The following is a 24,718-nucleotide window of genomic DNA, read 5'->3' as shown; positions in this document are numbered from 1 at the left end:
CAATACTAAAAAAAACTCGTCAAACGCTCCCCCGTAAGACGAATGATTCTTTGTCTAACGAGGGAGCGTTTGACGAGTTTTGTACATCCTTGAATACAAACTAACACATACTATTGACTGCCGGCAATCGAAATCCTCCGTTGATCATATTTAGTAGCGCACAAGTATGATTTATCACCTAGATTAGGGCTGACAAGCACCGCTCGTCGATCCCCCGCCTGACGTCGATGACTGAAATCTTCGAAAACATCAAAAAACTATACCGGTTTTATGCCCCCACCGGTGAGCTGGCCAGCTTCATTGAGTTCTTTGCCGAGTCATCGGCCGAGGAAACCTACCGCTATGTGGCTGACAGTCGGTTTACCATCAAAATGTTTCCCAGCTGGACGCCGACCTGCTATCTCAATCTGGGCCCACCTTATCAGCTGGCAATTGGTGCGAAGCGCTACCAGATCCAGGCCAATACCGACGTACTCATCCTGCGCAATACCACCGTCGAACGCTTCAACCTGCCAACCGATTCTATTTTCACCATCAAGTTTTATCCAGGCGGCCTGGAAGCGATACTCGGTATCAGTCAGCCGCCATTGATTGATCAGGTAGTCCGGCTCGAAACCGTTTTACCGGCCAGCCTGATTCAGTGCGTTAAACAAGTCGACCAGTTTGAGCAGCGCATCGAACTACTCCAGCACTTCTTCCTGAATCAATACCAGCAGCATAAAAAAGTCAACCATTACCGCACCTTCGTCGCCGACACAATTGGCACCTTTGAAGCGAGTGGGTTAGTGTTGAACCCTGGTCAGCTCGCCGACCGACTGTTTGCTACCTCCAGAACCATCAATCGTTATTTTCATCGCGTGGTGGGTATCTCCCCCAAGCACTACTTATCCCAGCTACGGATTCGGGCCGCGCTCTCAGCCTATGTTGCCGATAAGAATCGATTCGCCTGCGAGGACTACGGTTACTATGACCTGAGCCATTTCTACAAAGACGTCGTCAAGTTTACGGGTCACAAGGTAGGCCAGTCGCGCTAGGCAGCCGGAGGGCTACCAGTTGACTGTCAGCGAGAGTACAGAGCGTCATTTTGTCCGTTTTTTACTACGCTCGCTGCGGGTAACGCGGTTGCTTTGTGGAAACATAAATCAACCGCGCATGAACCGATTCTTGTGGCTGCTGGTAGTCGCAGCTTGTAGCCCTTTTTCCTGGGCGTATAGTCAGCCGGGGGTGATCCGGCCTGTTGAGCCCTGCGCTTGTCCCGTATCCATCGACAGCAGCTTTCGTTCGCGTTGTGCGTATCTGATTGTGCCCGAAAACCGTAGCCGCCCCAACGCAAAGACCCTGAAGCTGCCTTTCATGGTAGTGGAAAGCAAAAATCCGCATAAGCGGAAAGATCCACTACTATTTACGGCCGGTGGGCCTGGGGGAAGCTCACTGGGCTGGACCCGAAGCGTTCCCCAGGGACTAGTGATCAATGACCGGGATTGTATTGCCTTTGAGCAACGCGGCACGCGCTACGCGGTGCCCAACTTATGGCGTGACGATTTGAGCAATGCCATCAAGGAGTCATACCGCAAAAACCTAAATAAGGACAGTATGGTCGTGGTGGGCGTTAAACGCTATAAAAAGACGCTGGAAGCACAGGGCATCGATTTGTCGGCCTACAACACCGACGAAAGCGCAGCGGACCTGCAGGATCTGATTGCTACGCTGCGGCTTGATTCGGTCAATCTGTTCGGGGGCTCGTATAGTGGGGGGCTTATGCTGGCCGTACTCCAGAAAAACCCGGCCCCTGTCCGGTCCTTAATTCTTGACTCGCCCCTTCCCACTTTTGTACCGATCGATGAAGATGAACCGGCCAACTTTGCGGAATCATTGGCGGTGCTCTGGCAGCACGTCGAGCAGGATTCAACCCATACCGATCGATACCGGAATCTGAAAGCACGATTTGAACGCTATTTCACCGCGATCGATGGACAGACCTTCACCATACCCTACCTCGAAAAGGGCACGAGTCAGCCTATACCCATTCAATACACCCGCAGTGATTTGCTGGGTATCTTGGTCCGGGCCCCGATAAGAGACATTGCTTACATCGCAACGGAACTGATCCAGGGTAATCATGCGCCTTACGTCAAGCCAATGCTTGATCGACTCTTTGCGGGTGGGGTTGGCCCATCGGGCATGCGAATATCGGTCTACTGCGCGGATCAGGCCACGTACCACAGCGAGACCGTTATCCGACAACTCTACAACGCCTACCCGTATCTACGGGGCTATCACATCAATGATGTCTACAAGGAGATGTGTGATTGCTGGCAGGTAGCACCTGTGAAAGCAGAAACCAAAGAGCCGTTCTACTCGACCAAACCGGCGTTATTGACTGACGGTGCTATGGACAATGCGTGTCGCCCACTTTACATCGATCGCATTCATCATTACATGCCCAACAGTCAACGACTATTGTTTCTGAATCGGGCCCACATGGTTAGCGGCCCTGAGATGGATCGCTTCATGCAGGCTTTTCTGAGGAATCCCCACAAAAAAGTAGTGTCAGATCGCAAGGAGATTATCGCTTACTAGGTATTGCTCTTAGTTTATGGTAGCGTTTGCTTTGGCCAAACAGCCACTCAAATAAACCTGCTTCTGCGTACGCCTGCTGGATAATGTTGTGACCAGCCCCGCTATGCTCTGTATAGACAGGGTTCCCTCCATGCTGACATAGGGCCGCTACCATCAGCCGGGAATACACCGCTGGGTTGACACTGTCGGCCGAGCCGTGAAAGAGCCACACCGGGATGGCATGAATCGATTTTGCCCGAGACCTGTCCGCCACTGAGCACACAGGGATAGCCGCCGTAAATAGCCTGGGCGGTCGCATCAGTAGATCGAAGGCCCCTTCTCCTCCGCTGGAGTAACCCGTAAGGTAAACGCGATCTGGATCAATGGCCAATTAATCGATTAACTCGCCCACAAGCGCCAAGGTTAGCTGGGCAGGACGGATTGGCTCAGCCGACGTGCGCAGACTTTGGGAAAAGTGGGGGAAGTCGACCCATCCCTGCTTCCTGGGACACTGGGGCACCAGAATAAAATAGGGGAACTGTTGACGACCGGATTCATTGGTCAGCGCCGTGAGCACGCGCACCATTGAAGTCTGGTTATCATTGCCCCGCTCTCCGTTGCCGTGCAGATACAGCAGGAGCGGATACTTTTTACGGCTTTCTTAGTTGAGCGGATACAACAACCGATAGCGAAGCGTGTCGTTACCGGCTACGTAAGTACGTTTGGTAAATCGTTCCCAGTCTGGATGGGACGGCGTAAGCTGGGCCAGGCTGGGGCCATGCAGACCAACCAGCAGCAGGGTAACGAAGACGTTGGTTTGCAAGAAGATGGATAGGTTAAAGTTGCAAAGTGAATCAGGCCAAGCATCGTTGCTGACCATATCAGTACCGGCTTCTATAATTTTTGTACTGTTTTAGGCACGTTCGACAGCAGAATGTAACCCGTTCGCTACTCGATCTCATCGATGCGAACCCGGTGGTCGCCCCACTTCCGTGTGTAGTATCCAATACAAGCGAAGGTAACCCGCGCATGATCGTCGAACTGGCCGACCGCATCCGGCGCGAAGCGGTTATCGACGCCTACGTAGTCGATGAGATCTGCAACAGCTACCTATGCCGACAGACACGGGAGATTGACGTATCACCGATACTGCTACTACTCTTTTGGCGGGCTGATTGTGCTCAAATACGTTGGTCGCGAAACCGGCGAACAGGGACTTACGTTTGTCGGCTCCGCGATCATGGTTATAGCAATGTTTGGGCGGTACTTCTTTCGGAGTACTAATCGCAGGAGTTTGTAAACGACCAATATTTCACCGCATCGTCTTAAAGGTGTTCACCTGCGTAAGTGTTATCGAACAAGTAACAACTGAATATATTAATGAAACAATTATCATATTGCGTGTTATGTTTGATATCTATCCGACACATCATAGCTGTATACGCTCCGCTTGTAAAACTTAATATGTCATTAATGTAATATTAACTATGATTTAATTAACAAGTAATGATAAGCAAGTTGTTTTGCAAATATGACACACGAAGGAAAAGTGTTGTACTAACCGGAAGGTGCGTCATATTCTAGAAATGTTAAATCCAAAATTTGCCGGATTGAATTTTGATGCAATTGAAATTCTGTCTAAAGAACAACAGCGGAAGGTATTGGGTGGTGATGGAGGAGCTTATGGCCCAACGTCTCCACCTCAAGGAGGAAGCCCTGCTACTCCACCTTCATATCCACCTCCGGGCAGCAACCCCAACCCAGGCACTGGCGGAGGATATCCGTACTTCAATACAGATGGAGGTGACCATGGAGCAGGGTGTACGCAGGTATCAGGTACTGAAGTTAGTGAATGTTGATCATTAATTAATTGTTAGTAAGAGCTATGAAAATGTTTCAACTCTTACTAACAATTGCGTATATGTATAACTGTACCTGATCGGAGGAACTGAATGTTCTTTAAATCAATACCCAGTTGCATATATAACTTGATAGCTTTTAAGTTCAATTATTCACATGCCATTTATAATATTACATGTCCATAAAACAAAAAAAATTTCACACAAATACTACTGCATAAAATCGAGTTATCTATGTAGTGCTATTAGGTGTAAATTAATTTCACATAACGCATATCAACTATTCAATCTTCATAATCAGTTCCCTAAATAGAACATATGTAAAAACTTTTTTTACACACTTATAAAAAATTCTAAAAAATAAATACATAAATTTATCATTGATTAATAATACTCATATATAATAATTTATTTGCCGATATGACCACCTATATATTAACAATTAAATTACACAACACATAGTTTTAATAATGAAAAAATACTAAGCCATATAAATAGTTCTAATATATTCTATGCTTTCCTCGAACCGTAGCAATGTTAAAGTTTAAACGTTAAAATGTTTATTGCTCATCAATTCTAGCTGCTCATGAAAATAGTACAATCATTTTGGTCGGGCGGTGCTAAAAACTTTGATCCGCTATTAATAACTGGGGGATGGTACTCGGCTGAATACCACTGGATGAGCACGGCTTTAAGTGCCAATCTGCTACGTAGATATTATGATAAAATCGAGTTGGTAACCGATGAACTCGGTTATCAAGTGCTGATTGAGCAACTAAAATTACCTTATACATCTGTACGAGTTGAGTTAAATAAATTAGACGAACAGCCACCTATTTTTTGGGGACTAGCGAAGATTTATGCGCAGAGTATCCAAAAGGAACCTTTTTTACACGTTGATAATGACGTATTTATTTTTGACTCTTTTGCAGAAAGCTTACTCAACAATCAGCTAATTGTTCAAAATCTGGAATATCAATTTCCAATGTATAAGAAATCAGTGCAAGTAGTAACTAGTCTGAAAGGACATCTGCCACACTACGTACCGACTGATTCAATTGAATACTATGCTTACAACGCTGGTATAATTGGAGGATGCCAAGCTCACTTTTTTGACACTTATTACCAGGAAGCTTTAACATTTGTTGAAAGAAATCAGAATTTTATTCGTCAACTTCATGCCCGGGACATTAACATGTTTATGGAGCAGTGTTTACTCTACTACCTGGCTCAACACGAGCAAATATCAGTGGGTTGTCAGTTGGGTGATCAGCCAATCACCGATGTTACTTATCCTGGTTTATCCAATTTTGAGGATGCTCCAGTTAAGCAAACTTTCCTGCATGCGATGGGTCAGTACAAACGCAATACGGCAATAACTATGAATTTGGGGAAGCGACTTCGTTGTGATTTTCCTAATACATATTATGCAGTTCTTAAGCTTTGTCGCACCCACAATGGTCCGTTAGCAAATCCAACCTACGAGCATCCCGCTCTATCAATTACAGCATATGACTCATGCTACTTTAATTCCCTTAAGGATGCTTATAATCAGGGGAATTTAACCCGGAACGACCAGGCCGATGGGTGGACATATTTCTACGCAAAACAAATGAGCCTGGACGAACAGGTGGACTTCGTGTTCAATCTGGCCGAAGGTGAATTGCTACAACAGTTATTCTGCTTTGATGACGATGCCTTTATTACTGAACATTATGAATCGGTGCTCTGTCAGACCCTGCATTTTATCAACGTGCATGCGCTCAATACGGTACATATGACGCTGGACAGCCTGAATATGGTTTTACTGGATGCCTTTCACCAGAAAAAAACTATCCAGGATGTGGTTCAGGAAATTGCCGGCTATTATAACTCTGTTGAGATACAACAGCAAGCAGACACATTTCAGAACCTTGTCATTGCAAGGATTCGGGAGTTACTCAGTTGGGGAGCCATCAAATGGCTTTCAGACAGTGAAAAGGATTAATCTTACTAAGTAAGCCCAGACGTCTATGTCATTTCCATTCTACCGCCAGCACGATCAGATGGACTGCGGGCCGACGTGTTTACGTATGATTGCTAAATATTACGGCCGATCATTCAGCGCGCAGTCGATCCGGGATAAATCGCAGATTAATCGGGAAGGCGTTTCGTTGTTGGGCATTGCGGAGGCCGGTGAAACGATCGGACTCAGGACCCTCGGAGCACATGCCACATTTGACACATTATTAACAAAGGTGCCCTTGCCCTGCATCGTTCACTGGGATCAAAATCATTTCGTGGTTGTTTACGAAGTAAAAGCGACCCGCAACTGGATGGCTTCTATTATGGGTGGACGGCGTAAAATAAGCTTTTCCGAAGATTCTGAAAGCGATGATTACGAACTGAAAACAGGTAAAGGTACTTCCTCTTTGTCAGCAGTCCAGAATAGTCGCTCCATAACTATAAAGGTAGCCGATCCCGGGACTGGTTTATTAACCTACTCAGCTGAGGAATTCTGTCAGCATTGGCTGTCGACGAGACAGGGGAATACCGATAAAGGCGTAGTCCTGTTGCTTGAACCTACCCCCGCGTTCTTCGAAACAGTCGAAGAAAAAATGACTTCCTACTCTTTCAAAAGCGTTGGTTTCTATTTAATAACTTATAAGCGATTATTTGTTCAACTGCTACTTGGCGTTTTAGCCACCAGTGGCCTACAACTGCTATTTCCCTTTTTAACGCAGTCGATTGTTGATGTGGGCATCAATACTCAAAACCTGTCTTTTATCTACTTAGTACTGACCGCTCAGCTAGTGATGATTGCAGGCCGTCTGTCTATCGATTTTATTCGATCCTGGATTCTGCTTCACATAAGTTCTCGCGTTAATCTAAATATCCTATCCGACTTTTTTATCAAACTAATGAATCTGCCGTTGTCATTCTTTGACACCAAGAAGTTAGGAGATATTATGCAGCGGATTGGTGATCACAACCGGATTCAATCATTTCTGACTGGGCAGACGTTATCCGTTTTTTTCTCGATTGTTAATCTGTTAATATTTGGTGTTGTCTTACTGATTTATAACCGTACAATTTTCTTGATTTTTGGCCTTTTCACTCTGTTATACGTGGGATGGGTAAGCCTTTTTCTCAGGCAGCGAAGAAAATTGGATGCATTGCGATTTGATTTAGCCGCTAAGAACCAGAATTACCTTGTCCAGTTCATACAGGGTATGCAGGACATCAAGCTCGCCAATGCAGAGAGACCCATGCGTTGGGGATGGGAACGGATTCAAATTAAGCTGTTCGGGTTACAAACGAAAGGATTAACGTACAGTCAGATTCAACAATTCGGAACCTTTGCTCTCAATGAAAGTAAAAATGTTCTGATTACATGTCTGGCGGCCAAATTAGTGATTGATGGTCAGCTAACATTAGGAGGCATGTTAGCCATGCAATATGTTATTGGACAGCTAAATGCTCCCATTGATCAATTGGTGGGTTTCGTACAGGGTTTTCAGGATGCGAAACTCAGCCTGGAGCGCCTTAATGAAATTCATACTCTGGCCGATGAACAAATTGAAGATGGCAGCGCAACTATACCACTTCCTTTGTCCGCTTCGCTTCACATGGTTAATCTGTCCTTCCGCTATCCAGGAGCCGGTAATGAACTGGTCCTAGAAGGGATTAACCTGACTATTCCTAGTGGAACAACAACGGCCATCGTTGGTATGAGTGGTAGTGGAAAGACAACTCTATTAAAATTACTGCTCCGCTTCTATGAACCGTTTACGGGCGAAATACGCCTGGGTGCTTCTACTCTGCGCTCCGTTAATCATTCTCAATGGCGAAGCCAATGCGGGGTTGTAATGCAGGATGGAGCCCTATTTTCAGACACCATTGCCCGCAACATCGCGGTGGGAGATGATCATATTGACCGGAATCGTTTAACTCAGGCTGTTCGGATGGCCAATCTTCAGGAGTTTATAGATAGGCTACCCGCTGGTATCAATACTAAGATCGGAGCTGAGGGAAATGGTATCTCTCAGGGGCAGCGGCAGCGCATTTTAATTGCGCGTGCTGTTTACAAAGATCCCCAATTTATTTTTTTCGATGAAGCTACTAATGCTTTGGATGCCAATAATGAGACGGACATTGTCAACAATCTGCAAACTTTTTTTGCCAGCCGGACTGTGTTGATTGTGGCTCATCGATTAAGTACCGTCCGCCAAGCCAACAAGATTATTGTTTTGGGCAAAGGGAAAATTATAGAAACCGGAAGCCATGAGGAATTAATCCGTCAACAGGGAGCATACTGGCAGCTGGTAAAAAATCAACTAGAAGTAAGTATTTGACATGGACCCACTTATTACACCCGTGGATTTACGATCGGAAGAAGCACAGGAAATGCTTTCCCGGCCACCCAACTGGATTATGCACTGGGGGACTAGCGTTATCTTTTTAATCCTACTTAGCTTAATTGTCCTCGCTTGGGTGATTCAATACCCTGACATCGTGCGCGCTGAATTTCTATTAACGCCCGTAAACACGCCAAAAGCAGTGCTAGCTACCCATGACGGTAAATTGAAACGGCTACTAGTCAAGGATGGAGCCTGGGTAAAGTCAGAAACGGCGTTGGCTTATCTGGAAAGTCTCGCTAAACCAAGTGAAATTCACCGACTAAGCCTAGCCCTAACAGCCGCGAGAGCTTATATGGAAAAAGGGGAATTTGCGAATGTATCCCGTATGCACTTGACACACTTCCAACAACTGGGAGAGCTACAAGCTAATTTTCAAACATTCTATACTGATTACGTTGCCTTCTGTGCTTCCCTTGAGCCTGGTTTTTATGGCCAAAAGCAGAACTTATTAAAACAGGAACTGACTGATTTACAGCAAGCGACTCAAGCCCTAGAGCAACAACAGACTATCCAGCAGAAAGATGCTGTATTGGCTGAAGAAGAGTTTGCCATTCAGAAGCAGTTGTTGGCCCAACGGGTCATTTCTCCCCTTGATCTGAAACGAGAAGAGAGCAAATTGTTAGCCCGTCAGTTACCATTTCAGCAGACAAAATCAGCATTGGTGGCCAATCAGATAAATCAGCACAGTAAGCAGGTCGAGTTATTGGAATTACAACGAACTCAGTCCGACGAGCGCAAGACGTTCATGCAGAGCTTACAGATTCTGCGCGCAGCGGTGCTAAACTGGCAACATCAATATATACTTTTTGCCCCGGTCGATGGGCGTTTGTTCAATTCGTCGCTGGTTCAGGAAAACCAACCAATTACAAGTGGTCAAGAATTATTTCTCGTCACTCCTACGGCTAAAGGTTATTTCGGAGAGATTCGAATTGCCCAGCAAAATTATGGTCAAGTCCGGATCGGCCAGCGAGTATTAATTAAATTAGCAGCCTACCCGTTTGAGCGGTATGGAGTTGTACGGGGAAAGATCGTATCTATTAGCGAAATACCTTCCAAAGATGGCTCTATACTGGCCCGAGTCCTCCTTCCAGCCGGTTTGCAAACAAGTGCGGATCAACGTCTTCCCTATAAGGTAGGCCTAACAGGAAGTGCAGAAGTCATTACAGATTCGCACCGGCTTCTGGAAAAAATAGTGTATCAGTTCAAAGAATTGATCAGCAACAGTAGCCGGGAATACAACTGAACCAGAGAGACGATAAACTGCAGCTACTCGTCACTTGGTCATAACATGTATGCTGACTCATGACATTTAATAATCTTCTGTTAATGCTAGTCTAGTACTATATTAATCTTGTTCATTTACTATCCGAAATCTTTTTCAAGCAAATTGGCTCGTTAAAACTATTGGCATTAAAAATACACATCAGTATGACCCACTTTGATAATCAATATAAGATCACACGCCATATTTTGCGCCAGTTGAACGTATCAGTGACGGCTACAACGATTCGACGCACTTTTCAGGAACTAAACCAGTCTAGCCTGGAGTCTATTGCGACCGCTCTGCATCGATGGCATGTTGAGACAATAGCTATTCGCGTGGAGTCTGATCAACTCGTTTCTCTTCCCTTCCCCGCCATCGCTCAATTATCAGCGGGAGATGAGCAGTCCTATTTTATCGACTTATTATCTGTATCAGATAACGAAGTAATTTATTTCGATTCGGATCAAGGCGTCATTCGTGAAGATTACAAGGAGTTTAGCGCAAAATGGACGGGAATCGCTTTACTGGTAGCGGCCGATAAACAGTCAGGAGAAGCTGATTACAAGACAAACTATTCTCGGGAGGTAGCAGCCAATTTTCGAAAAATTTTCCAGATCTTTTTTCTGATTTTTCTGCTCAGCTTGGGTTGGCTACTCACGTCTAATCCCGCTATATTTATAATAGCTACGTTCTATTTAGGTGGCAGTATACTATCTTGGTTATTGATCAGAGAAGAATATAATTCAGGTCACTCTCTCCTACAATCCCTCTGTCAGCTTACCCCAAAGACAAATTGTAAGCGGGTTCTACGTTCGCCTGCTGCCTCCCTAGGAGGTCTTATCAGTATGGCCGAAATTGGATTTATTTATTTCACTGGTAATTATTTGTGTTTACTTCTTGCTGCGTTTGCTGGATCAACCCCTAGTCTGATCGCGATTCTATTCGTAGAAAGTTTACTATGCATGCCTTACACCATATTTTCGATATATTACCAAGCTAAGGTAATTAAGCAGTGGTGCCCCTTATGCGTAGGAGTGCAGAGTTTAATTTGGTTACTGACTATTACCATGGGACTAATAGTCAGTAAGCCGTTGGCATTTAGTTACACAGATTTTTATTTATTGGCTTCTTGCTTATCAATTGTGGGCTTTGTGAACATTATCATAAAACCTTACTTGAATTCCTATCAACAAATTGATCAGCTGAAGCGTGACTTATTATCAATCCGGCAAAATAAAACTATTTTTCAGGCTGTATTAAGTGAACAATCATTACTAGGGCATATTGACGAACCAGCTGATATTTGTTTAGGAAATCCCCAAAGCCCTGTTACAATTATCGTACTTAGTAATCCTTTCTGTAAGCCCTGTGCGCTGGCTCATCAGTATCTTAGTGAATTACTCTTTCGCTTTCCGGACCGTGTACGGATCATCATGCGCTTTGTCGCCGACATCGATAATCCCTCAGATGAACGGGTTAAAGTCGTACGACATATGTACGCGCTTGCCAACTACCAACCTGAGCAGCTAGTATCTGCACTTGACTCTTGGTTTGGGTCAAGAAATTTTGAGTCGTGGGCGAACTTGTATCCAATTGATTCACAGAGTTCTCAATGGGATGAGCTAATTCGTCACACTCAGGCTTGGAGCGAACAGAATAATTTCATTTACACTCCCGCTATTATACTTGATGGAAAATTACTTCCAACTCCTTATCGAATGAGCGATCTGGTGCGATATTCCTTGTATTCTCCCTTAACGGGTGAACTGTCAGAAAGTGCTTCGAAATATTAGTAATTTATTCGTAAACTTCTCATAAACCTATTATCAAAATTATTATTAAGTAGGTGCTGATGGGTGTATCATCTATCAAATTGCAGCGCTTATACAGAAACTGAATGTTTGATAGGATACTACTGTGTGTGGCCTAATCCACATGAGCAACAGATCTATATACAACTCAGGCAGTTGAAGCGTTAGCTGAGATAGTCAATTAACCAACCATTGTGTATTAATTGACTACACTCACTAATAAATAGGAAATCAGTAAAGCCAACCACTAAATACAACTAAGCACCCGCCCTAAACGAGACGGGTGCTTAGTTGTATTTAATTCGTTACTTCTGACCCGGCTTTGTTATCACTGTACTGACTTACAAAGCCGGGCAACTGGTCAATGTTGAACAACAATCTGCCTTTTGATACGGCGCTCATCCGTATTCATCTGTAGATAATAAATGCCGTTGGGCAATTGAGCTAGCGAAAACTGGACTTCACCGTTAACGAGCTTACCCTCTCGTAAAACGTTGTTGTTCTTGTCAAGAAGTTTAACGGTTGTTTCTGCTGCGGTTGGGGTAGCGTTAATTCCTACATCACTTCTGTTACTGGATGATCGCTCTTCACTTGGCCCCCCACTCTCCTTAAAGGCAGTGACAGTCATCAGATCGCTAGTGGGATTGGGGTAAGCCACCAGCCATGAGCCACTATAGTTATAGCACGAGAACGTAATGGAAGTTTGTCCGCAAGGCGTTGCTATAGTACATGTGACCGTTGCAGAAGCTCCCCCGCCTAATGTGATTGAACCGGTCTTACCCGTACTCAAACTATGATACACATTTCCGTTCGTATTGGTAACGCTCCATGAGTAGGATGCATTGGGATCAGTCGAATTATTGAGATTGAAGTAAATTGTATTCGACGAGTTGGATACGGAAATACCAGTATTTCCAGTTACGTTGTAAGTATTCCCACCGTAGCTGTAAGTGCCGCCCGTCCGTCCCGCTCCTACGCTTACTACTTTAGTGAGCGTAACGCTGCTACAGTTCGTACTGACCACCGCTGTTACTGTTACCTGGCCGTTAAAATTATTCTGCCGGGAAGCGTAGCCATTACTACCAACGGATAAGGCGTTAGGATCCGACGAAGACCAGCTTACCGACGTACCGACAGGTGCATCAACAACCAATATCACCCCTCCGCATATTGGTTGCGTATTCAGGTCAATATTAGGTGAACGGATAATACCATTTTGCCGGGGTCCGTAGATGCTTTGAATACCCGCGATGTCATCTGAACCCAAGAAACGGTGCGAACCTCCGTAAGTAGCCCACATCAATGAACCCTGCACGGATGTATGAAATAGGCCCAGGGCGTGCCCGATTTCGTGAGCGGCTATACTGACTAAATCAATTGCTTGATTACCGTCCCCCCGCAGATCAAGCGTCCAGTCTTCATCTTCGTCGAAGTGGATATCAGCCGCCTGGCCATCGCAACTATTTGGCGCTGGGCCGCCTAGATTGTGTGCCAGAATCGCCCCGCCCACGTATTGCCCATTGATAACCGTATAACGACCATCGAAGGCGCCCCCACCCGGACAATTTGGATCGCCATGGTAGCCCGACGCCCACTTAAAGGAGATGTCAGCTTCGCTCGGATTACAGGTCTCTACAAAGGCTAAGTCAGTCTGCGCGGCCCACAACGCGAAAGCATCCCGGATAGCCTGCCGTTCGTTATCGCCAGCTATATCGTCAGTCCCATTTTCAAACGCATAGGAAAGCACCCGTCGGCCCCAGCTTGTCCCAATAGGTACGAAGTTGGTTGACGGGCCATCTTTGTTCGATTTTTTCTTACCAACATCCGCGTTACGGGGCACTGTGGTTGGAAAGTCATCGTATTTCGCCTGCCCTAGTGCGGGTAAAAAACTTAAGCAGGACAGCATCATCAGCAGGTAAAAAGTAGTCTTCATAAGATAGAGTTTATGCAAGGTTATAACTATTGATTATATAGGATTTACTGGACAAATGAGGCTGTTTACAGCAATACAGATTAGAAAAGAGATTAAGATTTTACTACTAGTGGGTACCTGTAACAATACACCACTTGAATAGGTCGAAGCGGACAGCAGAGCCTAGTTTTAGTTGAATGCCGTTCTGTACAGGTATTTTACTCTGGATCGTGGCAGAATACAGATGATTGATACTTGAAAGATTTTGTATTGAGGTTTATGTAATTGAAAACAGCAACTTGTATTGCAGCCTGAAAAGGATGTGAAAGCTGCCCTTTTAATGAGATTTATGCACCAAAGACATGCGTCAGTATCACTAGTCTTCAGTGTTAATGCATCGAAGATAATACTGTACAAAGGCAGAAAACAAGCTTCTCTTAATGAATATACGTTAATTACTATATCTCGTTTTTATGAGTATGTCAACACACATTTGAGTATGATTCCTTAGGTTTTATACTCAATATCTACCTTCATGGTAATTAACAAAGGATAGGTTTTTCCTAAATACTTAACTAGACATATACCTCAAAGCTATAAATATTCTTTTAATAATTATAAATACGAGAAGAGTATATTTTTAATATCCATGCGTACTATTCGATAGCGATTATTCCTAACTCTGCTTTCACATGTACGATTCTGCTCAGATGTATCAGGGCAAGTACCATCTCAAGGCGCATGTTGATTCTGCATCTCGATTATGGGTTTGCTTGTATTCCAGCCTTAATGAGGCTCGCTTGCTATCGCCGAAAGCATGAAAAAGCTACTGTAGCAACGCCCTACTCTAACCTCATCCCATGTTATTATTGATCAACTTCATCTTGAATAGGGTCTCCCCAGAAGACAGCTAAGCGTGTGCGTGTCTGCTGTTTGCCAAAACTACATTGTAGCGTTAGCTGATCAACATTCGCTTCAATCGTCCTCTGCACGCTCTGCGGCACATTCGATAGTAAATCTCGATCTGATCCACACTCACCCGGTTGTCACTCCACTTTCCTTCTCCTACTGTGGTTTGTATTTGGCATCTAAACCGCAATGATTCGTGTATGCGCATTGACACGTTGTACATTGTCGCTGCCCACCGGCAGTACCACAATCACTTTCCACAAAGCATTCGGTACGATCAGTTTACCACTCGCCAGCGTCGACGCAGTACCATTATCCCCCGTACCACCCTGCCCGGTTGAGCCAGCGATGATATAGCATTCGTTCCCCGCCGTCAACAATGATCGTGTATACTCCTCCAACAGTCGCCAGGCCTGCCGGTTATGCGTGGGGGCCTGTGGGACGATGTTGGTCAACAGAAACGTTGTGCGGTTCTCGGCGGCCGTACTGTCCCGATCATCGCTGGGACACATATGCCCCCGATCAAAGCCCGTGTTCGTATAGTCGGCATGGCTCACCTGATACGCTACGCCCGGTAACTCTGTATCGGGAATGAAGTTGCCGCTGTAGCGCGACGCACTCCCTTTCCAGGCTGCCGACAGGCGCCAGCTCACCCAGTTAGGGCCACTACGCCCTGCATTGTAACTTATAACATACGTGCCTTTGTCAGGCAGATAGTTATTGATATCGGCCGTTGCCGCATGCGACGGGTTGCCCATCGCCAGATTATTGTCGCGGGTAGGCGTGGTTGGGACTGGATCTGGGGTGGGGCCGGTTTTGCAACTGCTGAACTGAACAAAAACAAACAGAACCGCCAATCGATAAAAGGTGCTTCTCATGACTGCACGATACAGTCTACGCGCCCCATACCCTGCCAGCCCCGATAAGCAATTGCGTTGCCGCAAGGAGCTGTCCTTTCTTGAATCTTACAAGTTTATGTAAGTAAAGTGGGTATGATAGGATTCGAACCTACTCAGTATGAACAACGGTTTTACAGACCGCCCCGACTCTCCTGCTTCGGCGCATACTCATTTGTGGAACCGGTCGGACTCGAACCGACATAACTGCATTTTCAGTGCAGCACCTTGACCATCTCGGTAACAGTTCCATGGAGCCTAGTGTCAGAATCGAACTGACTACATCAGTTTTGCAGACCAACGCCCATCCAATGAGCATACTAGGCACAAAAAAAGCCGCTTACTGTGGAGCAAGCGGCTTACATAATGGCTATAGATTAGGCACTATTCGTCCGCTTGCTTCCGACTAAAGCAATAAAACGAAAAGAATGTGGTGTGCCCAAGAGCTTTCATGTCGCAAATATAGATGGGCGATTTTACGAGGCAATATTTTTCAGCAAAAAAATCTCGCAGCCGTTTTTTATCAGTTCCGGCGCTCATTCGCAACCAAAGCATCGTACAAGATACCGTAATAGCACTGACACCGCTCTGCGTTCAGCGCACTTCCTTATTTGGCTAGTACGTACTCGTCGAGCCATAGTCAGCTTCCAATGGCCGATTGAAACCCGTTTCAGTGGACAACTCCTCAAGTGAAAACTCGCCAGCGAATGTGCCGAGTTCATTTGCAACTACCAACCAAATCGGATCGACCCCAGTTTGCCCACCCGATATGATGCGCTGAACAGCAAACAACATTGTAATTACCGGCTATAGGGCAGGCTATTTTTCGTCTGACTCTAGCCGGGCTTTAATAATTAAGGCAAGCTGTCGAGCGTCCTCATAACCGGGAATTACAATGGACTGCAGGTAGGACGACCAGCCAATTACTTCCGAATCATTGTAATACCCATGATAGATTGTGAAGTTGGTGCTTCGATTCTTCCCATGTGTACTGAATGTAGCCTTGTATTGCGTCAGGTGCAGATCAAGGTGCTGCTCAACGGCGCTGACAACGGTTTTGCCATTCAGGAAAATGCGATCGAACTTCTTCTGTAAAAGCGTTTTCAGAAAAGGGAGATCTGATTGAAGCAGAGCGTTTCTCTGAGTCTGACTAAGGCCACTCCACAGGGGTGTGGTGGCCCACTGTACTAGATCCAGATGAACCACTGAATCATCATAGTATGACAGGCCCCACGGCTTCAGGAACTCATCGTACTTATTGAACCAAGTTTTGTAAGGATTGCGCCGAAAGTATTTGTTGCAGTAGTCAAGTGCCTCTTCTGCTTCTTGCTGGCTCAATGCTTCCGCGTCAGCTCTATTAAGCTCTTTTCTGGAAACCAGCCGTTTTTTTGCACCCGTGAGGACAGCTGTATTACCGTAGAATTCACAGTGGCTTGGGTTGATCGAGATAGTGCAGGCAGACGCTTTGTTAAAATCACCGAAGTAAACAACGGGTGTTGTCTGTGTCGTAACGGAAAGTTGATCGGGAATGGGCTGCTTGATCCGTTCGAGAATCTCAGAGGTCATGACGTGGTAGAATTGAAAATGAGTGGTAAACAAATACGATTATTAATACATAAGCCAGCGACGGCCAACTACTTGCAGCAATTTACTGCAACAAATGAGATCGGCGCATGCGACCTGTATGAACACAGTAACGGCGATTTCCATCAAGCAGCACTCGGTAGTACCTTTACCCTATCAACCTGCTCAAAGCAGGTATGGTGTGGATAGAAGCGAAAACATGAGTCATCCCGAACTTTGAGATTGACTTAAAAGCGAAAACCTTCCGAATTTAGTGGTGCGAACTACTAACCGGAAGGTTTTCTTATGTCCAAGGACGCCGTAAAAGTCGGTACCCAAACTGACCTTATCAAACAGCAGGCTGACTATTTTCAGCGAAAACTCTACCAGTTTGTCCAGCCCTTGACTCAGCAGTTGGATCAGGTGCTTGATCGACGACTAGTGACAACCTTTAGCGCCTTATTGAGCTGCATTATCCGCTTCCGACATAACAGTCTGGGTTTGTTGCTCAGTGAGTTAGGTGGTAAGTTATTGGGGGAAGCCCAGGCACCCGCTGGGACTAAGCGCATCAGCAACCTACTACGAAGTAAAAACTGGAATCACTCGCTGATCGAGGAATTCCTGCTGGCCAAAGCCCAGCAGGTGGCTCACCAACTTCAGCAGCAGAACCAGGTTGGAGTCTTGCTCTGGGATGAAAGTGTCATTGAAAAGCCTGAGAGCATTCGATCCGAAGGCTTATGCGCCGTACGCAGTAGTAAAGCCAAGCGACTAAAGCGCATCAAACCCGGCTTCTTTAATCCGCCCGGTGGACACCCGGTGCATGTGCCTGGTTTTGAGTGGATGGGCCTGCTACTGGCGGGCTTGAAGATCCACCCCTGCGTAGCCTTCTTCCGCTGGTACACCACACGGGGTGAGTATGCGCAGGATCGGCTAACGCTACAGGCCAATCTGTTAGAGCAAGCCGTCAACGCCTTTGGTCGGGGACTGTGGCATGTGTTCGATCGGGGCTACGCGGGTAAACGCTGGCTGGGCGTGCTGATCAGCCAGGCGGTACCCTTTGTTGTACGCTGGCCCAAGCGCTATCAACTTATTGATGAGAAGGGGCTACGTAATGCCTGGAAGATCGCTCGTGGCAAACCCGCTCGGGTACGTCGTCAGGTCTGGGATGCCCACCACCAGCAGTGGCGCCGGAGTGGGGCTCTAGCCTTGCCCGTTACTCACCCGGATTACCCAGAGCAGGCACTTTGGTTAGTTGTCTGCCGACTAGGGAAAGGAAAAGAGCCGTGGTATTTATTTGCTAACCAATCAGCCCTGTGATGATGTTGACCAGCTTTGGTCGGTGGTGTTAGCATACGCCCGGCGCTGGCAAATTGAGACCTGCTGGCGCTTTGCCAAAAGTGAGTTGTCCATCCAGTCGCCCCGGTTGTGGTTCTGGCTTAATCGGCTCAAGTTGATGATGATGGTAGCCTTGGTATACGCGTTTCTGCTGGCGTTACTGGGCGTGGAGCAAAGTGAGGAGCGTTCAGCCTTGCTTCGAGGCTGGTGTCATCGAACCGGAAAGCGGTGCCAGTCTGCACTGACACCGCTTTATCGGCTACGATCAGCCTTGGCGGCCTTGTTCAATAGCTATCAGATCGTCCTCCAAACTTCGGGATGACTCATGTTTTTAGTTTAACTTTTGAAAACTTTATCAAGCTTTATTTATGCTTGTTCTGATAGGTGAAAGCGGTTTGTAATGCTTACCGATTAGCTGCTGTATATGCTTCAGAACAGCCAGTTCAAATTCCGGATCATTCAAGTCCAAATCAATGTACATATCATTGATTGCTTTTTTGCTACCGAATTTGTACACTCTTCTCTTAAACTTGCTGAGTTCTTCAGACAAAGTCGTATGAGTAATCCGGATGTACCGCTGTTCCTCCTTACCATGCTTTCTGATCTGCCTGGAATCGACATTAGTATATCTGGTGATGTGGGGTTCGGGGTAATTAATATAGACAGTCTGCATAAGTTGAGATGGTTTGTAGATTGGTTTCTTTCAATATAATTAAGAATTTGTGCATTTCCAATTTATATCAACCTAAAATTTGCATTCTATATAACAAAGTTATATCATAGTGACCTGGTTTATAGATCTACTTGTATTATATGAGCGAGTTTACCGAAACAGATTGCGACGATTTTATGCAGAAGGCGGCTGTCGGACAGCGGTTGAGGGTCCCCTTTTACGGATCACTAGTACGGGCCGGCTTCCCCTCCCCTGCCGAAAACTATGTCGAACGCGTCTGTGATCTGAACGACCTGTGCATCAGTAATGCCGAAGCAACCTACTTCGTGCGGGTCACCGGCGACAGTATGACCGGTGATCGAATTGAGCCGGGCGATATACTGATCGTCGACTCGTCGCGCGAAGCTGTCGACGGTAAAATCTGCGTGGTCTGGATCAACGGTGAACACACGGTGAAGCGGGTGCATTATGCCGGAGGCCCGTCACACGGCGACATGATTGTGCTGATGCCCTCCAATCCCAAATACACGCCGATCTACGTCCACGAGGGCGACGACTTCCGGGTGTTTGGCGTCGTTACGTTTGTCATTCAGAAACCGCTGTAGCTTATGCTGGCTCTTGTCGACTGTAATAACTTCTACGTCTCCTGCGAGCGGGCCTTCAACCCGGCCCTGATCGGTAAGCCTGTTGGTGTGCTTTCAAATAATGACGGCTGCCTGATCGCTCGATCGAACGAGTTGAAGGCACTAGTTGTAAAAATGGGGACACCCTTCTTTCAGTTGCGCGAGCACATCGAGCAGCAGGGCATTCGTATTTTCAGCAGTAACTACACGCTCTACGGTGATATGAGCAGCCGGGTCATGGCCACGCTGGGGCGATTCGTTGAGCAGGTCGAAGTATACAGTATTGATGAAGCGTTTCTGGACCTGTCCGGCTACGAGTCGGTATATGCCGACCTCACTTTATTGGCTACAACCATCCGCCAGACCATCGCTCAGTGGACACGTATACCGGTATCCGTTGGTATCACGCCGACAAAGACGCTGTGTAAGATTGCTAATTTCTACGCCAAGCGACAAGAACCGCAAACGGGCGTCCTGCTGCTCGACACACCAGGCCGTATCAACGATGCCCTGACCGACTTCTCCGTCGATGATCTGTGGGGTATCGGCTGGCGTTACGCCGGTATGCTGAAACGTAACGGTATTCGCACGGCCGCCCAGTTTGCCGCGCTACCTGACGACTGGATCAACCAGAAGCTGACGGTCAACGGCCTTCGCCTAGCCTACGAGTTACGGGGTACGCCCTGCAAGATGCTCGAAACCGAAGCACCGAACAAAAAGGCCATCTGTACGGCACCATCCTTCGGACGGGGTGTGTCCGATCTGGACACGATCAGCCAGGCAATGGTTACACACCTGAGCCGCGCGGCCGAAAAGCTACGTAAATAAGGCTCTGCCGCCGGCGCAGTTACCGTATTTCTGCATACCAACCGACACAAGATCACAGCCCATAACGGCCAGCCTGCCAGGCAGTATCACGGTATCCGTACCGCCGAGCTTCCTCACGCCAGTAACAGCACAGCCGAGTTGGTCAGCTACGCCCATGCGCTGCTGAAAGCCGTTTTCAAGTCTGGCTACGAATACCAGAAAGTAGGCGTCATGCTGAGCGGCCTGGTGCCAGACACGCATCTGCAACAGCATTTATTCATCGACGAGCCCGACGGACGGATGAGCAAGCTATCTGGTGTTATGGATGCGCTGAATAAACGCTACGGCCGCGACCGGGTACGGCTGGCTGGTGCAGGGTATGATTCAAGTTGGCACCACAAACGCCAATGGATGTCGCCCCGGCGCACAACTGACTGGAAAGAGATACTTACAGTCCGCTGACCGTGGGCTACATAAATTTTACCCTGAATTTACCATCAGTTATTGGTACCTTGTTCAACGTTCCCTTGATGGTAACCACCATGGTAAATGTGCCCTCTGCTACGTTGTTATCGATACTGGTGATGTTTAGTGTACCCATATCTTCATTGGGCGTATAATTGACGAAGTATGAGGTAAACTGGTCCTGGTTAAAATACCCACTGACCACTGGCCTACTTTCAGGTTTGCCGGTTGATGCTTGATTTGTTCCCAAGGCAATATCAAGTGGAGTATCACCGATCCCTCTGATGCTCACTTTGCCGGGAAAATAAGAAAAGGCTCCTGGAACACCGGAAGCCTTTAAATTGCTAATACTTGCCGATTTATCAAGAAGGTAAGTCTTCTGTCCCATCTTAAACGAAACGAAATATTCGCTGCCAGATCTGGGAGTGGTCGAGTTGGCGTCTACGCCTGGCTTGTTACAACCCACTAGTATACTTAAGAGAGCTATAACAATAAAGTAAAGTTTAGTCATGATGTGGATCTGATTGATGATTATAGTTTGACTAAAATACGCATTATTCCCCTCATTAAGCCACGATTAGAAAGAGCAATTTATTATAAGGTAACATAGTCGCTCAGGTCAGCTGTAAACGATTGAGTGAATCCTTGCCCAACTACATAGCTACAAAATCTCTTAGAGACAGCAATGTCTATTCACGGATTAGCCAGATAATCAGCTAGGTGTATTGTCAGCTACCATAGACAAGATGCCACGATCGCGTGCGGCAAGCCAGGGCTGGCTATGATTCGATCTGTCATCACTATCGACAGTAGATATTGCCCTGCTATACTACAGTTTGGAAGGAGAAATAAGTACTAACTGATCGACAGCTTACCGCTTGGTACGCTTTAAGTAGAATACAGTCATCTTTGTCTCCTACGCGCCAGAGTTCTTCGGACATAGAAAAATATAGATGTTTCCGTTCCATCACATACTTATGGTAATGCGATTACCAGAACCTGAACTCATATATTCGGGGAGGTAAATATGATTAACTAATACAAAGATCATTGTACGTTTTTTTAGTCGTAAACGTCTTGCATATTCTGGTTCAGCTCGTCGGCGTCCAGATCATCCAGATACCCCGCCGTAATATCGTAATTACTATGCCCCAGCGTTTCCTTAATCCACTCGATTGACTTACCCTTTCGCTTAGCCCGCTGAGCATAGCTGTGCCGCGCCGAGTGGGAGGTAAACCCGCTCAGTTCGGTATTCGTTATCGACTCCAACCGACGCAGACCCGCGTTCATACGCGACGTAGCCCGGCCTATATCCTCCTCCATCAGCAGCTTGTTTTCTGCCGTCGTTCGGGTTACGTCCGGCTCGTATTCCAGCCACGGTATCAGATAGGCTTCGGGCTTATCGGCTTTCCAGTAGCGAGACACAACCGACAAAGCGGGGGGCGGTATAGGGATCGACATCAACCGCTTACCCTCCTTACGACGCCCTTTTTTCTGATAAAACTCGATCTTCACTGGCACCCCGCCCCGGCTAATGATATTCCTGTTGCGAAGCAGCATCACGTCAGCCACCCGCGCTCCGTAGAGGTAGAACTGGAGCAGAAACGTGTCGATGGCCTGTAACGAAGTCTGACCGCCTTTGGTAGCCGCCCATTCCTCCGGCCACGGTCCGTTCAGCATCAGGTCAATCTGCGCGTTGTTCAGTTTGACCTTCTTCGATTTTAGCACGTTCAGTTGTACCTCCAGCGTCGGCACCTTGCTGATAACCCCTTGATCACGAGCGTATCGTAGTATCGCCATCAATTGGGCCAGATGCCGCTGTAAGGTCGAATCTTTACTGACCTTGCGCTTGGCATCTTCCCGCAGATATCTAAAGAACCCGTTCACGAAATCGACCGTGAGCGTGGACATGGCTATATCAACTTTCTTGGGCCGCAGTGTGGCCAGATAACGGCGGTACAATTCCGCTTCGATCTCGTACTTCTCGGCGTTGACTACCTGCTCAGCTTTGTAGAACCGGGTCACCATCACCTTTTTACAGAACAGAATCAGCCCGTCAGGTACTGCCGCTTGGGCAACCTCCGATTTGGCTTTCTGTTCCTCCGCCCATTTCTTGTAGTTAATGTCCAGAATGTCCTGCGCTGTGTACGGCCAGTCGTTATCGTCGTACACATCCAGTATCTGCTCGATCTCCTTGTAGCGGTCCTTGATCAGCTTATTGTAAGTCAGGTGGTGGGGGTCGTAGGTATGCACTACCTTTAGCCGGTCGTTCCAGTGCGTGGCTTTGACGTAACACACCGACTCGTAGCTGTACCGACGATCCTTACCTACACGAATGCAAACTGCGAACTTTCCATCCTTTCGCGGCTTGTGAAACAACACTACACTAACCGTTCCCATTGCTTTTACTCAAACATTTGCTCAAACACCTCCCGAAAAATGTCCATCCCAGTCCACGATTCGGCGTTCACAAATGTAAGCAAAATGCCACTGGAAGCCCAGAAGGGCATTTTTTACTGGACTGTGCTGGACGAAATGCCCTAACCAAACAGTTCAGGTTGTATTCATAATACGGGTCAAAAATGCCTTCTACCAGCGTGTAAGAGGGCATTTTTCCTTTTATAGGCGCTTCAAAAATACGCCAATTCGCTGATTGTCAGCGCAAATTACCCCAGTCTTACGAACGACGTTCGTACCTACACAGGCTCATGACGACCAGAAGGAGCCTACCGTTCTTCCTTCTACACTCGCCTGTCGAAAATACACAGCTCCCTGCGCGCTAACGGATGCTCAATAATCGTAAAAAAGACGGCCGCAGAACAGCCGTCTTTTTTGAAATACCAAACTTTTTTTCTCGTATTCCAGAACAATACACCTCTACACTTGGTTCGCTGTCGTCCGTATTATCTGAAATAGTAAAATTCCGGGTACGACCCTATCCAATATACGCCTGACACCTGAATTAAGGCATGAGCGATAGCACTTTTGCAGGGTTACCATTCTTCTGTTTTAGACTACTCTAGGGCTTTCCGTCACCGTAAAACGGTGTGTACCGTATACACTGGTACCCGATTTAACCGTAATTTCCCCCGCCTACTGTTCGGCTCCGACACTACAAAAAGCAATCGGGGCTACGGATTAGTACATCCATCGCCCCGATTGCCTGTTGGTGCCTGCCCCACCGAATTACTATATATTATCAGTGCTTTTCAAGGCCCAATACACGAGTGCAGGCTGAAAAAACAAGCGTACAAATCGCTTCCGGTCGGTATCCAGACCCAGCGAACTGCGGTGTTTCGTGTACTGTTCGATGTTACCGGGAAAGATGGTGGTGAAGAATCCGGCCGCTATCTGCCCCACCGTTTTCTGCTGCTTTTCACTGGCAAATACCAGACTTCCGCCCAGCAACATTTCCACGACGCCGGAATAAACGACCGTGTCGTCTTTGTCGAGTGGCACAAAATCGGGCACCTGTGCCTGAAACCCTTTGCGGGCAAACGTCAGGTGGCTCACGCCGGCAAAAATCAGGGCTGACCCCAGTGTTACGCGGGCTAGTGTTTTCGCTGTCTTTTCAGTCATTCCAGTAAGTCAGTTGCATATGTTCGTTACTTCCATAACGCATCAGACCGTCCAGAGTTTTGC

Annotated in this window: 19 protein-coding genes, 3 tRNA genes and 1 pseudogene; 11 read left to right on the top strand and 12 right to left on the bottom strand. The window is 46.8% G+C overall.

The window, feature by feature from the left end; translation table 11 throughout:
• The first annotated feature begins 227 nt into the window (after positions 1–227).
• Positions 228–1,034, top strand: a complete 807-nt coding sequence (locus CLV58_RS16260) for an AraC family transcriptional regulator (RefSeq protein ID WP_106138884.1) — start codon at positions 228–230, stop codon at positions 1,032–1,034.
• Between the two features lie 118 nt (positions 1,035–1,152).
• Positions 1,153–2,580 (top strand): alpha/beta fold hydrolase, encoded by a 1,428-nt coding sequence (locus tag CLV58_RS16255; protein WP_106138883.1) that lies wholly within the window; start codon positions 1,153–1,155, stop codon positions 2,578–2,580.
• A 370-nt stretch (positions 2,581–2,950) separates the two neighbouring features.
• Here CLV58_RS16255 and CLV58_RS16245 read toward each other — a convergent pair whose 3' ends face one another.
• On the bottom strand, positions 2,951–3,145 hold the full coding sequence (locus CLV58_RS16245; RefSeq protein ID WP_106138881.1) for a hypothetical protein: 195 nt from the start codon (positions 3,143–3,145) through the stop codon (positions 2,951–2,953).
• 75 nt (positions 3,146–3,220) lie between these two features.
• Entirely contained in the window at positions 3,221–3,382 is a 162-nt protein-coding gene (locus tag CLV58_RS28400) for a hypothetical protein (protein WP_170108720.1), read from the bottom strand.
• A 1,622-nt stretch (positions 3,383–5,004) separates the two neighbouring features.
• Here CLV58_RS28400 and CLV58_RS16225 point away from each other — a divergent pair.
• The 4 genes from CLV58_RS16225 (at position 5,005) to CLV58_RS16210 (ending at position 11,875) form a co-directional block, all read left to right on the top strand.
• Positions 5,005–6,405, top strand: a complete 1,401-nt coding sequence (locus CLV58_RS16225; RefSeq protein ID WP_146141451.1) for a DUF6734 family protein — start codon at positions 5,005–5,007, stop codon at positions 6,403–6,405.
• Between the two features lie 25 nt (positions 6,406–6,430).
• Entirely contained in the window at positions 6,431–8,752 is a 2,322-nt protein-coding gene (locus CLV58_RS16220) for a peptidase domain-containing ABC transporter (RefSeq protein ID WP_106138876.1), read from the top strand.
• A 1-nt stretch (position 8,753) separates the two neighbouring features.
• Positions 8,754–10,061 carry an HlyD family secretion protein gene (locus CLV58_RS16215; protein WP_106138875.1) on the top strand — a complete coding sequence of 436 codons (1,308 nt, stop codon included), beginning with the start codon at positions 8,754–8,756 and terminating at the stop codon, positions 10,059–10,061.
• 185 nt (positions 10,062–10,246) lie between these two features.
• The gene (locus CLV58_RS16210; RefSeq protein WP_106138874.1) at positions 10,247–11,875 is read left to right on the top strand and encodes a cysteine peptidase family C39 domain-containing protein; all 1,629 of its coding nucleotides are present in this window, start codon (positions 10,247–10,249) and stop codon (positions 11,873–11,875) included.
• 379 nt (positions 11,876–12,254) lie between these two features.
• Here CLV58_RS16210 and CLV58_RS16205 read toward each other — a convergent pair whose 3' ends face one another.
• From CLV58_RS16205 to CLV58_RS16185, 6 genes are all read right to left on the bottom strand, one after another.
• Complete coding sequence (locus CLV58_RS16205; RefSeq protein WP_146141450.1) at positions 12,255–13,844, bottom strand: matrixin family metalloprotease; 1,590 nt, start codon at positions 13,842–13,844, stop codon at positions 12,255–12,257.
• Between the two features lie 1,049 nt (positions 13,845–14,893).
• Positions 14,894–15,592: a DNA/RNA non-specific endonuclease gene (locus tag CLV58_RS16200; protein WP_245882354.1), complete on the bottom strand. Its 699-nt coding sequence runs from the start codon at positions 15,590–15,592 to the stop codon at positions 14,894–14,896.
• Positions 15,593–15,701: 109 nt separating this feature from the next.
• Positions 15,702–15,783: transfer RNA gene (locus CLV58_RS28395), tRNA-Tyr, on the bottom strand.
• A 5-nt stretch (positions 15,784–15,788) separates the two neighbouring features.
• Positions 15,789–15,861 (bottom strand) — tRNA-Phe (locus tag CLV58_RS16195).
• A gap of 1 nt (position 15,862) precedes the next feature.
• Positions 15,863–15,936: transfer RNA gene (locus CLV58_RS16190), tRNA-Cys, on the bottom strand.
• Positions 15,937–16,429: 493 nt separating this feature from the next.
• On the bottom strand, positions 16,430–17,176 hold the full coding sequence (locus tag CLV58_RS16185; RefSeq protein ID WP_106138872.1) for a hypothetical protein: 747 nt from the start codon (positions 17,174–17,176) through the stop codon (positions 16,430–16,432).
• A gap of 303 nt (positions 17,177–17,479) precedes the next feature.
• Here CLV58_RS16185 and CLV58_RS16180 point away from each other — a divergent pair, with 303 nt between their 5' ends.
• Positions 17,480–18,490 (top strand): hypothetical protein, encoded by a 1,011-nt coding sequence (locus CLV58_RS16180; protein WP_245882353.1) that lies wholly within the window; start codon positions 17,480–17,482, stop codon positions 18,488–18,490.
• Between the two features lie 373 nt (positions 18,491–18,863).
• On the opposite strand, the gene CLV58_RS16175 is transcribed toward CLV58_RS16180, so the two are convergent.
• Positions 18,864–19,181 (bottom strand): hypothetical protein, encoded by a 318-nt coding sequence (locus CLV58_RS16175; RefSeq protein ID WP_106138871.1) that lies wholly within the window; start codon positions 19,179–19,181, stop codon positions 18,864–18,866.
• A gap of 140 nt (positions 19,182–19,321) precedes the next feature.
• On the opposite strand from CLV58_RS16175, the gene CLV58_RS16170 reads away from it, so the two are divergent.
• The 4 genes and pseudogenes from CLV58_RS16170 to CLV58_RS29060 all read left to right on the top strand — a co-directional run bounded on the left by CLV58_RS16170 (position 19,322) and on the right by CLV58_RS29060 (position 21,073).
• Entirely contained in the window at positions 19,322–19,786 is a 465-nt protein-coding gene (locus CLV58_RS16170) for a LexA family protein (RefSeq protein ID WP_106138936.1), read from the top strand.
• A 3-nt stretch (positions 19,787–19,789) separates the two neighbouring features.
• Positions 19,790–20,632, top strand: coding sequence for a Y-family DNA polymerase (locus CLV58_RS16165; RefSeq protein WP_342748918.1), 843 nt, complete (start codon positions 19,790–19,792; stop codon positions 20,630–20,632).
• A 12-nt stretch (positions 20,633–20,644) separates the two neighbouring features.
• Positions 20,645–20,875, top strand: a pseudogene (locus CLV58_RS29065) (DinB/UmuC family translesion DNA polymerase); the annotation flags it as partial.
• Positions 20,876–20,911: 36 nt separating this feature from the next.
• Positions 20,912–21,073, top strand: a complete 162-nt coding sequence (locus CLV58_RS29060; protein WP_342748919.1) for a DUF4113 domain-containing protein — start codon at positions 20,912–20,914, stop codon at positions 21,071–21,073.
• 7 nt (positions 21,074–21,080) lie between these two features.
• On the opposite strand, the gene CLV58_RS16160 is transcribed toward CLV58_RS29060, so the two are convergent.
• The 3 genes from CLV58_RS16160 to CLV58_RS16150 all read right to left on the bottom strand — a co-directional run bounded on the left by CLV58_RS16160 (position 21,081) and on the right by CLV58_RS16150 (position 24,655).
• Positions 21,081–21,587 (bottom strand): hypothetical protein, encoded by a 507-nt coding sequence (locus CLV58_RS16160; RefSeq protein ID WP_106138870.1) that lies wholly within the window; start codon positions 21,585–21,587, stop codon positions 21,081–21,083.
• A gap of 551 nt (positions 21,588–22,138) precedes the next feature.
• Positions 22,139–23,476, bottom strand: coding sequence for a phage integrase SAM-like domain-containing protein (locus CLV58_RS16155; protein ID WP_106138869.1), 1,338 nt, complete (start codon positions 23,474–23,476; stop codon positions 22,139–22,141).
• Between the two features lie 789 nt (positions 23,477–24,265).
• Positions 24,266–24,655 (bottom strand): DoxX family protein, encoded by a 390-nt coding sequence (locus CLV58_RS16150; protein ID WP_106138868.1) that lies wholly within the window; start codon positions 24,653–24,655, stop codon positions 24,266–24,268.
• Positions 24,656–24,718 lie beyond the last annotated feature (63 nt).

Origin of the sequence: Spirosoma oryzae (assembly GCF_003002825.1) — a bacterium.
Lineage (GTDB): Bacteria > Bacteroidota > Bacteroidia > Cytophagales > Spirosomataceae > Spirosoma > Spirosoma oryzae.
This window is presented reverse-complemented; position numbering and strand designations above follow the sequence as displayed.

Excerpts from the sequence above, each read along its gene's own strand:
- CLV58_RS16260 (WP_106138884.1), top strand. The coding sequence starts at position 228 with ATGACTGAAATCTTCGAAAACATCAAAAAACTATACCGGTTTTATGCC.
- CLV58_RS16255 (WP_106138883.1), top strand. The coding sequence starts at position 1,153 with ATGAACCGATTCTTGTGGCTGCTGGTAGTCGCAGCTTGTAGCCCTTTT.
- CLV58_RS16245 (WP_106138881.1), bottom strand. The coding sequence starts at position 3,145 with ATGGTGCGCGTGCTCACGGCGCTGACCAATGAATCCGGTCGTCAACAG.
- CLV58_RS16225 (WP_146141451.1), top strand. The coding sequence starts at position 5,005 with ATGAAAATAGTACAATCATTTTGGTCGGGCGGTGCTAAAAACTTTGAT.
- CLV58_RS16220 (WP_106138876.1), top strand. The coding sequence starts at position 6,431 with ATGTCATTTCCATTCTACCGCCAGCACGATCAGATGGACTGCGGGCCG.
- CLV58_RS16215 (WP_106138875.1), top strand. The coding sequence starts at position 8,754 with ATGGACCCACTTATTACACCCGTGGATTTACGATCGGAAGAAGCACAG.
- CLV58_RS16210 (WP_106138874.1), top strand. The coding sequence starts at position 10,247 with ATGACCCACTTTGATAATCAATATAAGATCACACGCCATATTTTGCGC.
- CLV58_RS16200 (WP_245882354.1), bottom strand. The coding sequence starts at position 15,592 with ATGAGAAGCACCTTTTATCGATTGGCGGTTCTGTTTGTTTTTGTTCAG.
- CLV58_RS16185 (WP_106138872.1), bottom strand. The coding sequence starts at position 17,176 with ATGACCTCTGAGATTCTCGAACGGATCAAGCAGCCCATTCCCGATCAA.
- CLV58_RS16180 (WP_245882353.1), top strand. The coding sequence starts at position 17,480 with ATGTCCAAGGACGCCGTAAAAGTCGGTACCCAAACTGACCTTATCAAA.
- CLV58_RS16175 (WP_106138871.1), bottom strand. The coding sequence starts at position 19,181 with ATGCAGACTGTCTATATTAATTACCCCGAACCCCACATCACCAGATAT.
- CLV58_RS16170 (WP_106138936.1), top strand. The coding sequence starts at position 19,322 with ATGAGCGAGTTTACCGAAACAGATTGCGACGATTTTATGCAGAAGGCG.
- CLV58_RS16165 (WP_342748918.1), top strand. The coding sequence starts at position 19,790 with ATGCTGGCTCTTGTCGACTGTAATAACTTCTACGTCTCCTGCGAGCGG.
- CLV58_RS29060 (WP_342748919.1), top strand. The coding sequence starts at position 20,912 with ATGAGCAAGCTATCTGGTGTTATGGATGCGCTGAATAAACGCTACGGC.
- CLV58_RS16160 (WP_106138870.1), bottom strand. The coding sequence starts at position 21,587 with ATGACTAAACTTTACTTTATTGTTATAGCTCTCTTAAGTATACTAGTG.
- CLV58_RS16155 (WP_106138869.1), bottom strand. The coding sequence starts at position 23,476 with ATGGGAACGGTTAGTGTAGTGTTGTTTCACAAGCCGCGAAAGGATGGA.
- CLV58_RS16150 (WP_106138868.1), bottom strand. The coding sequence starts at position 24,655 with ATGACTGAAAAGACAGCGAAAACACTAGCCCGCGTAACACTGGGGTCA.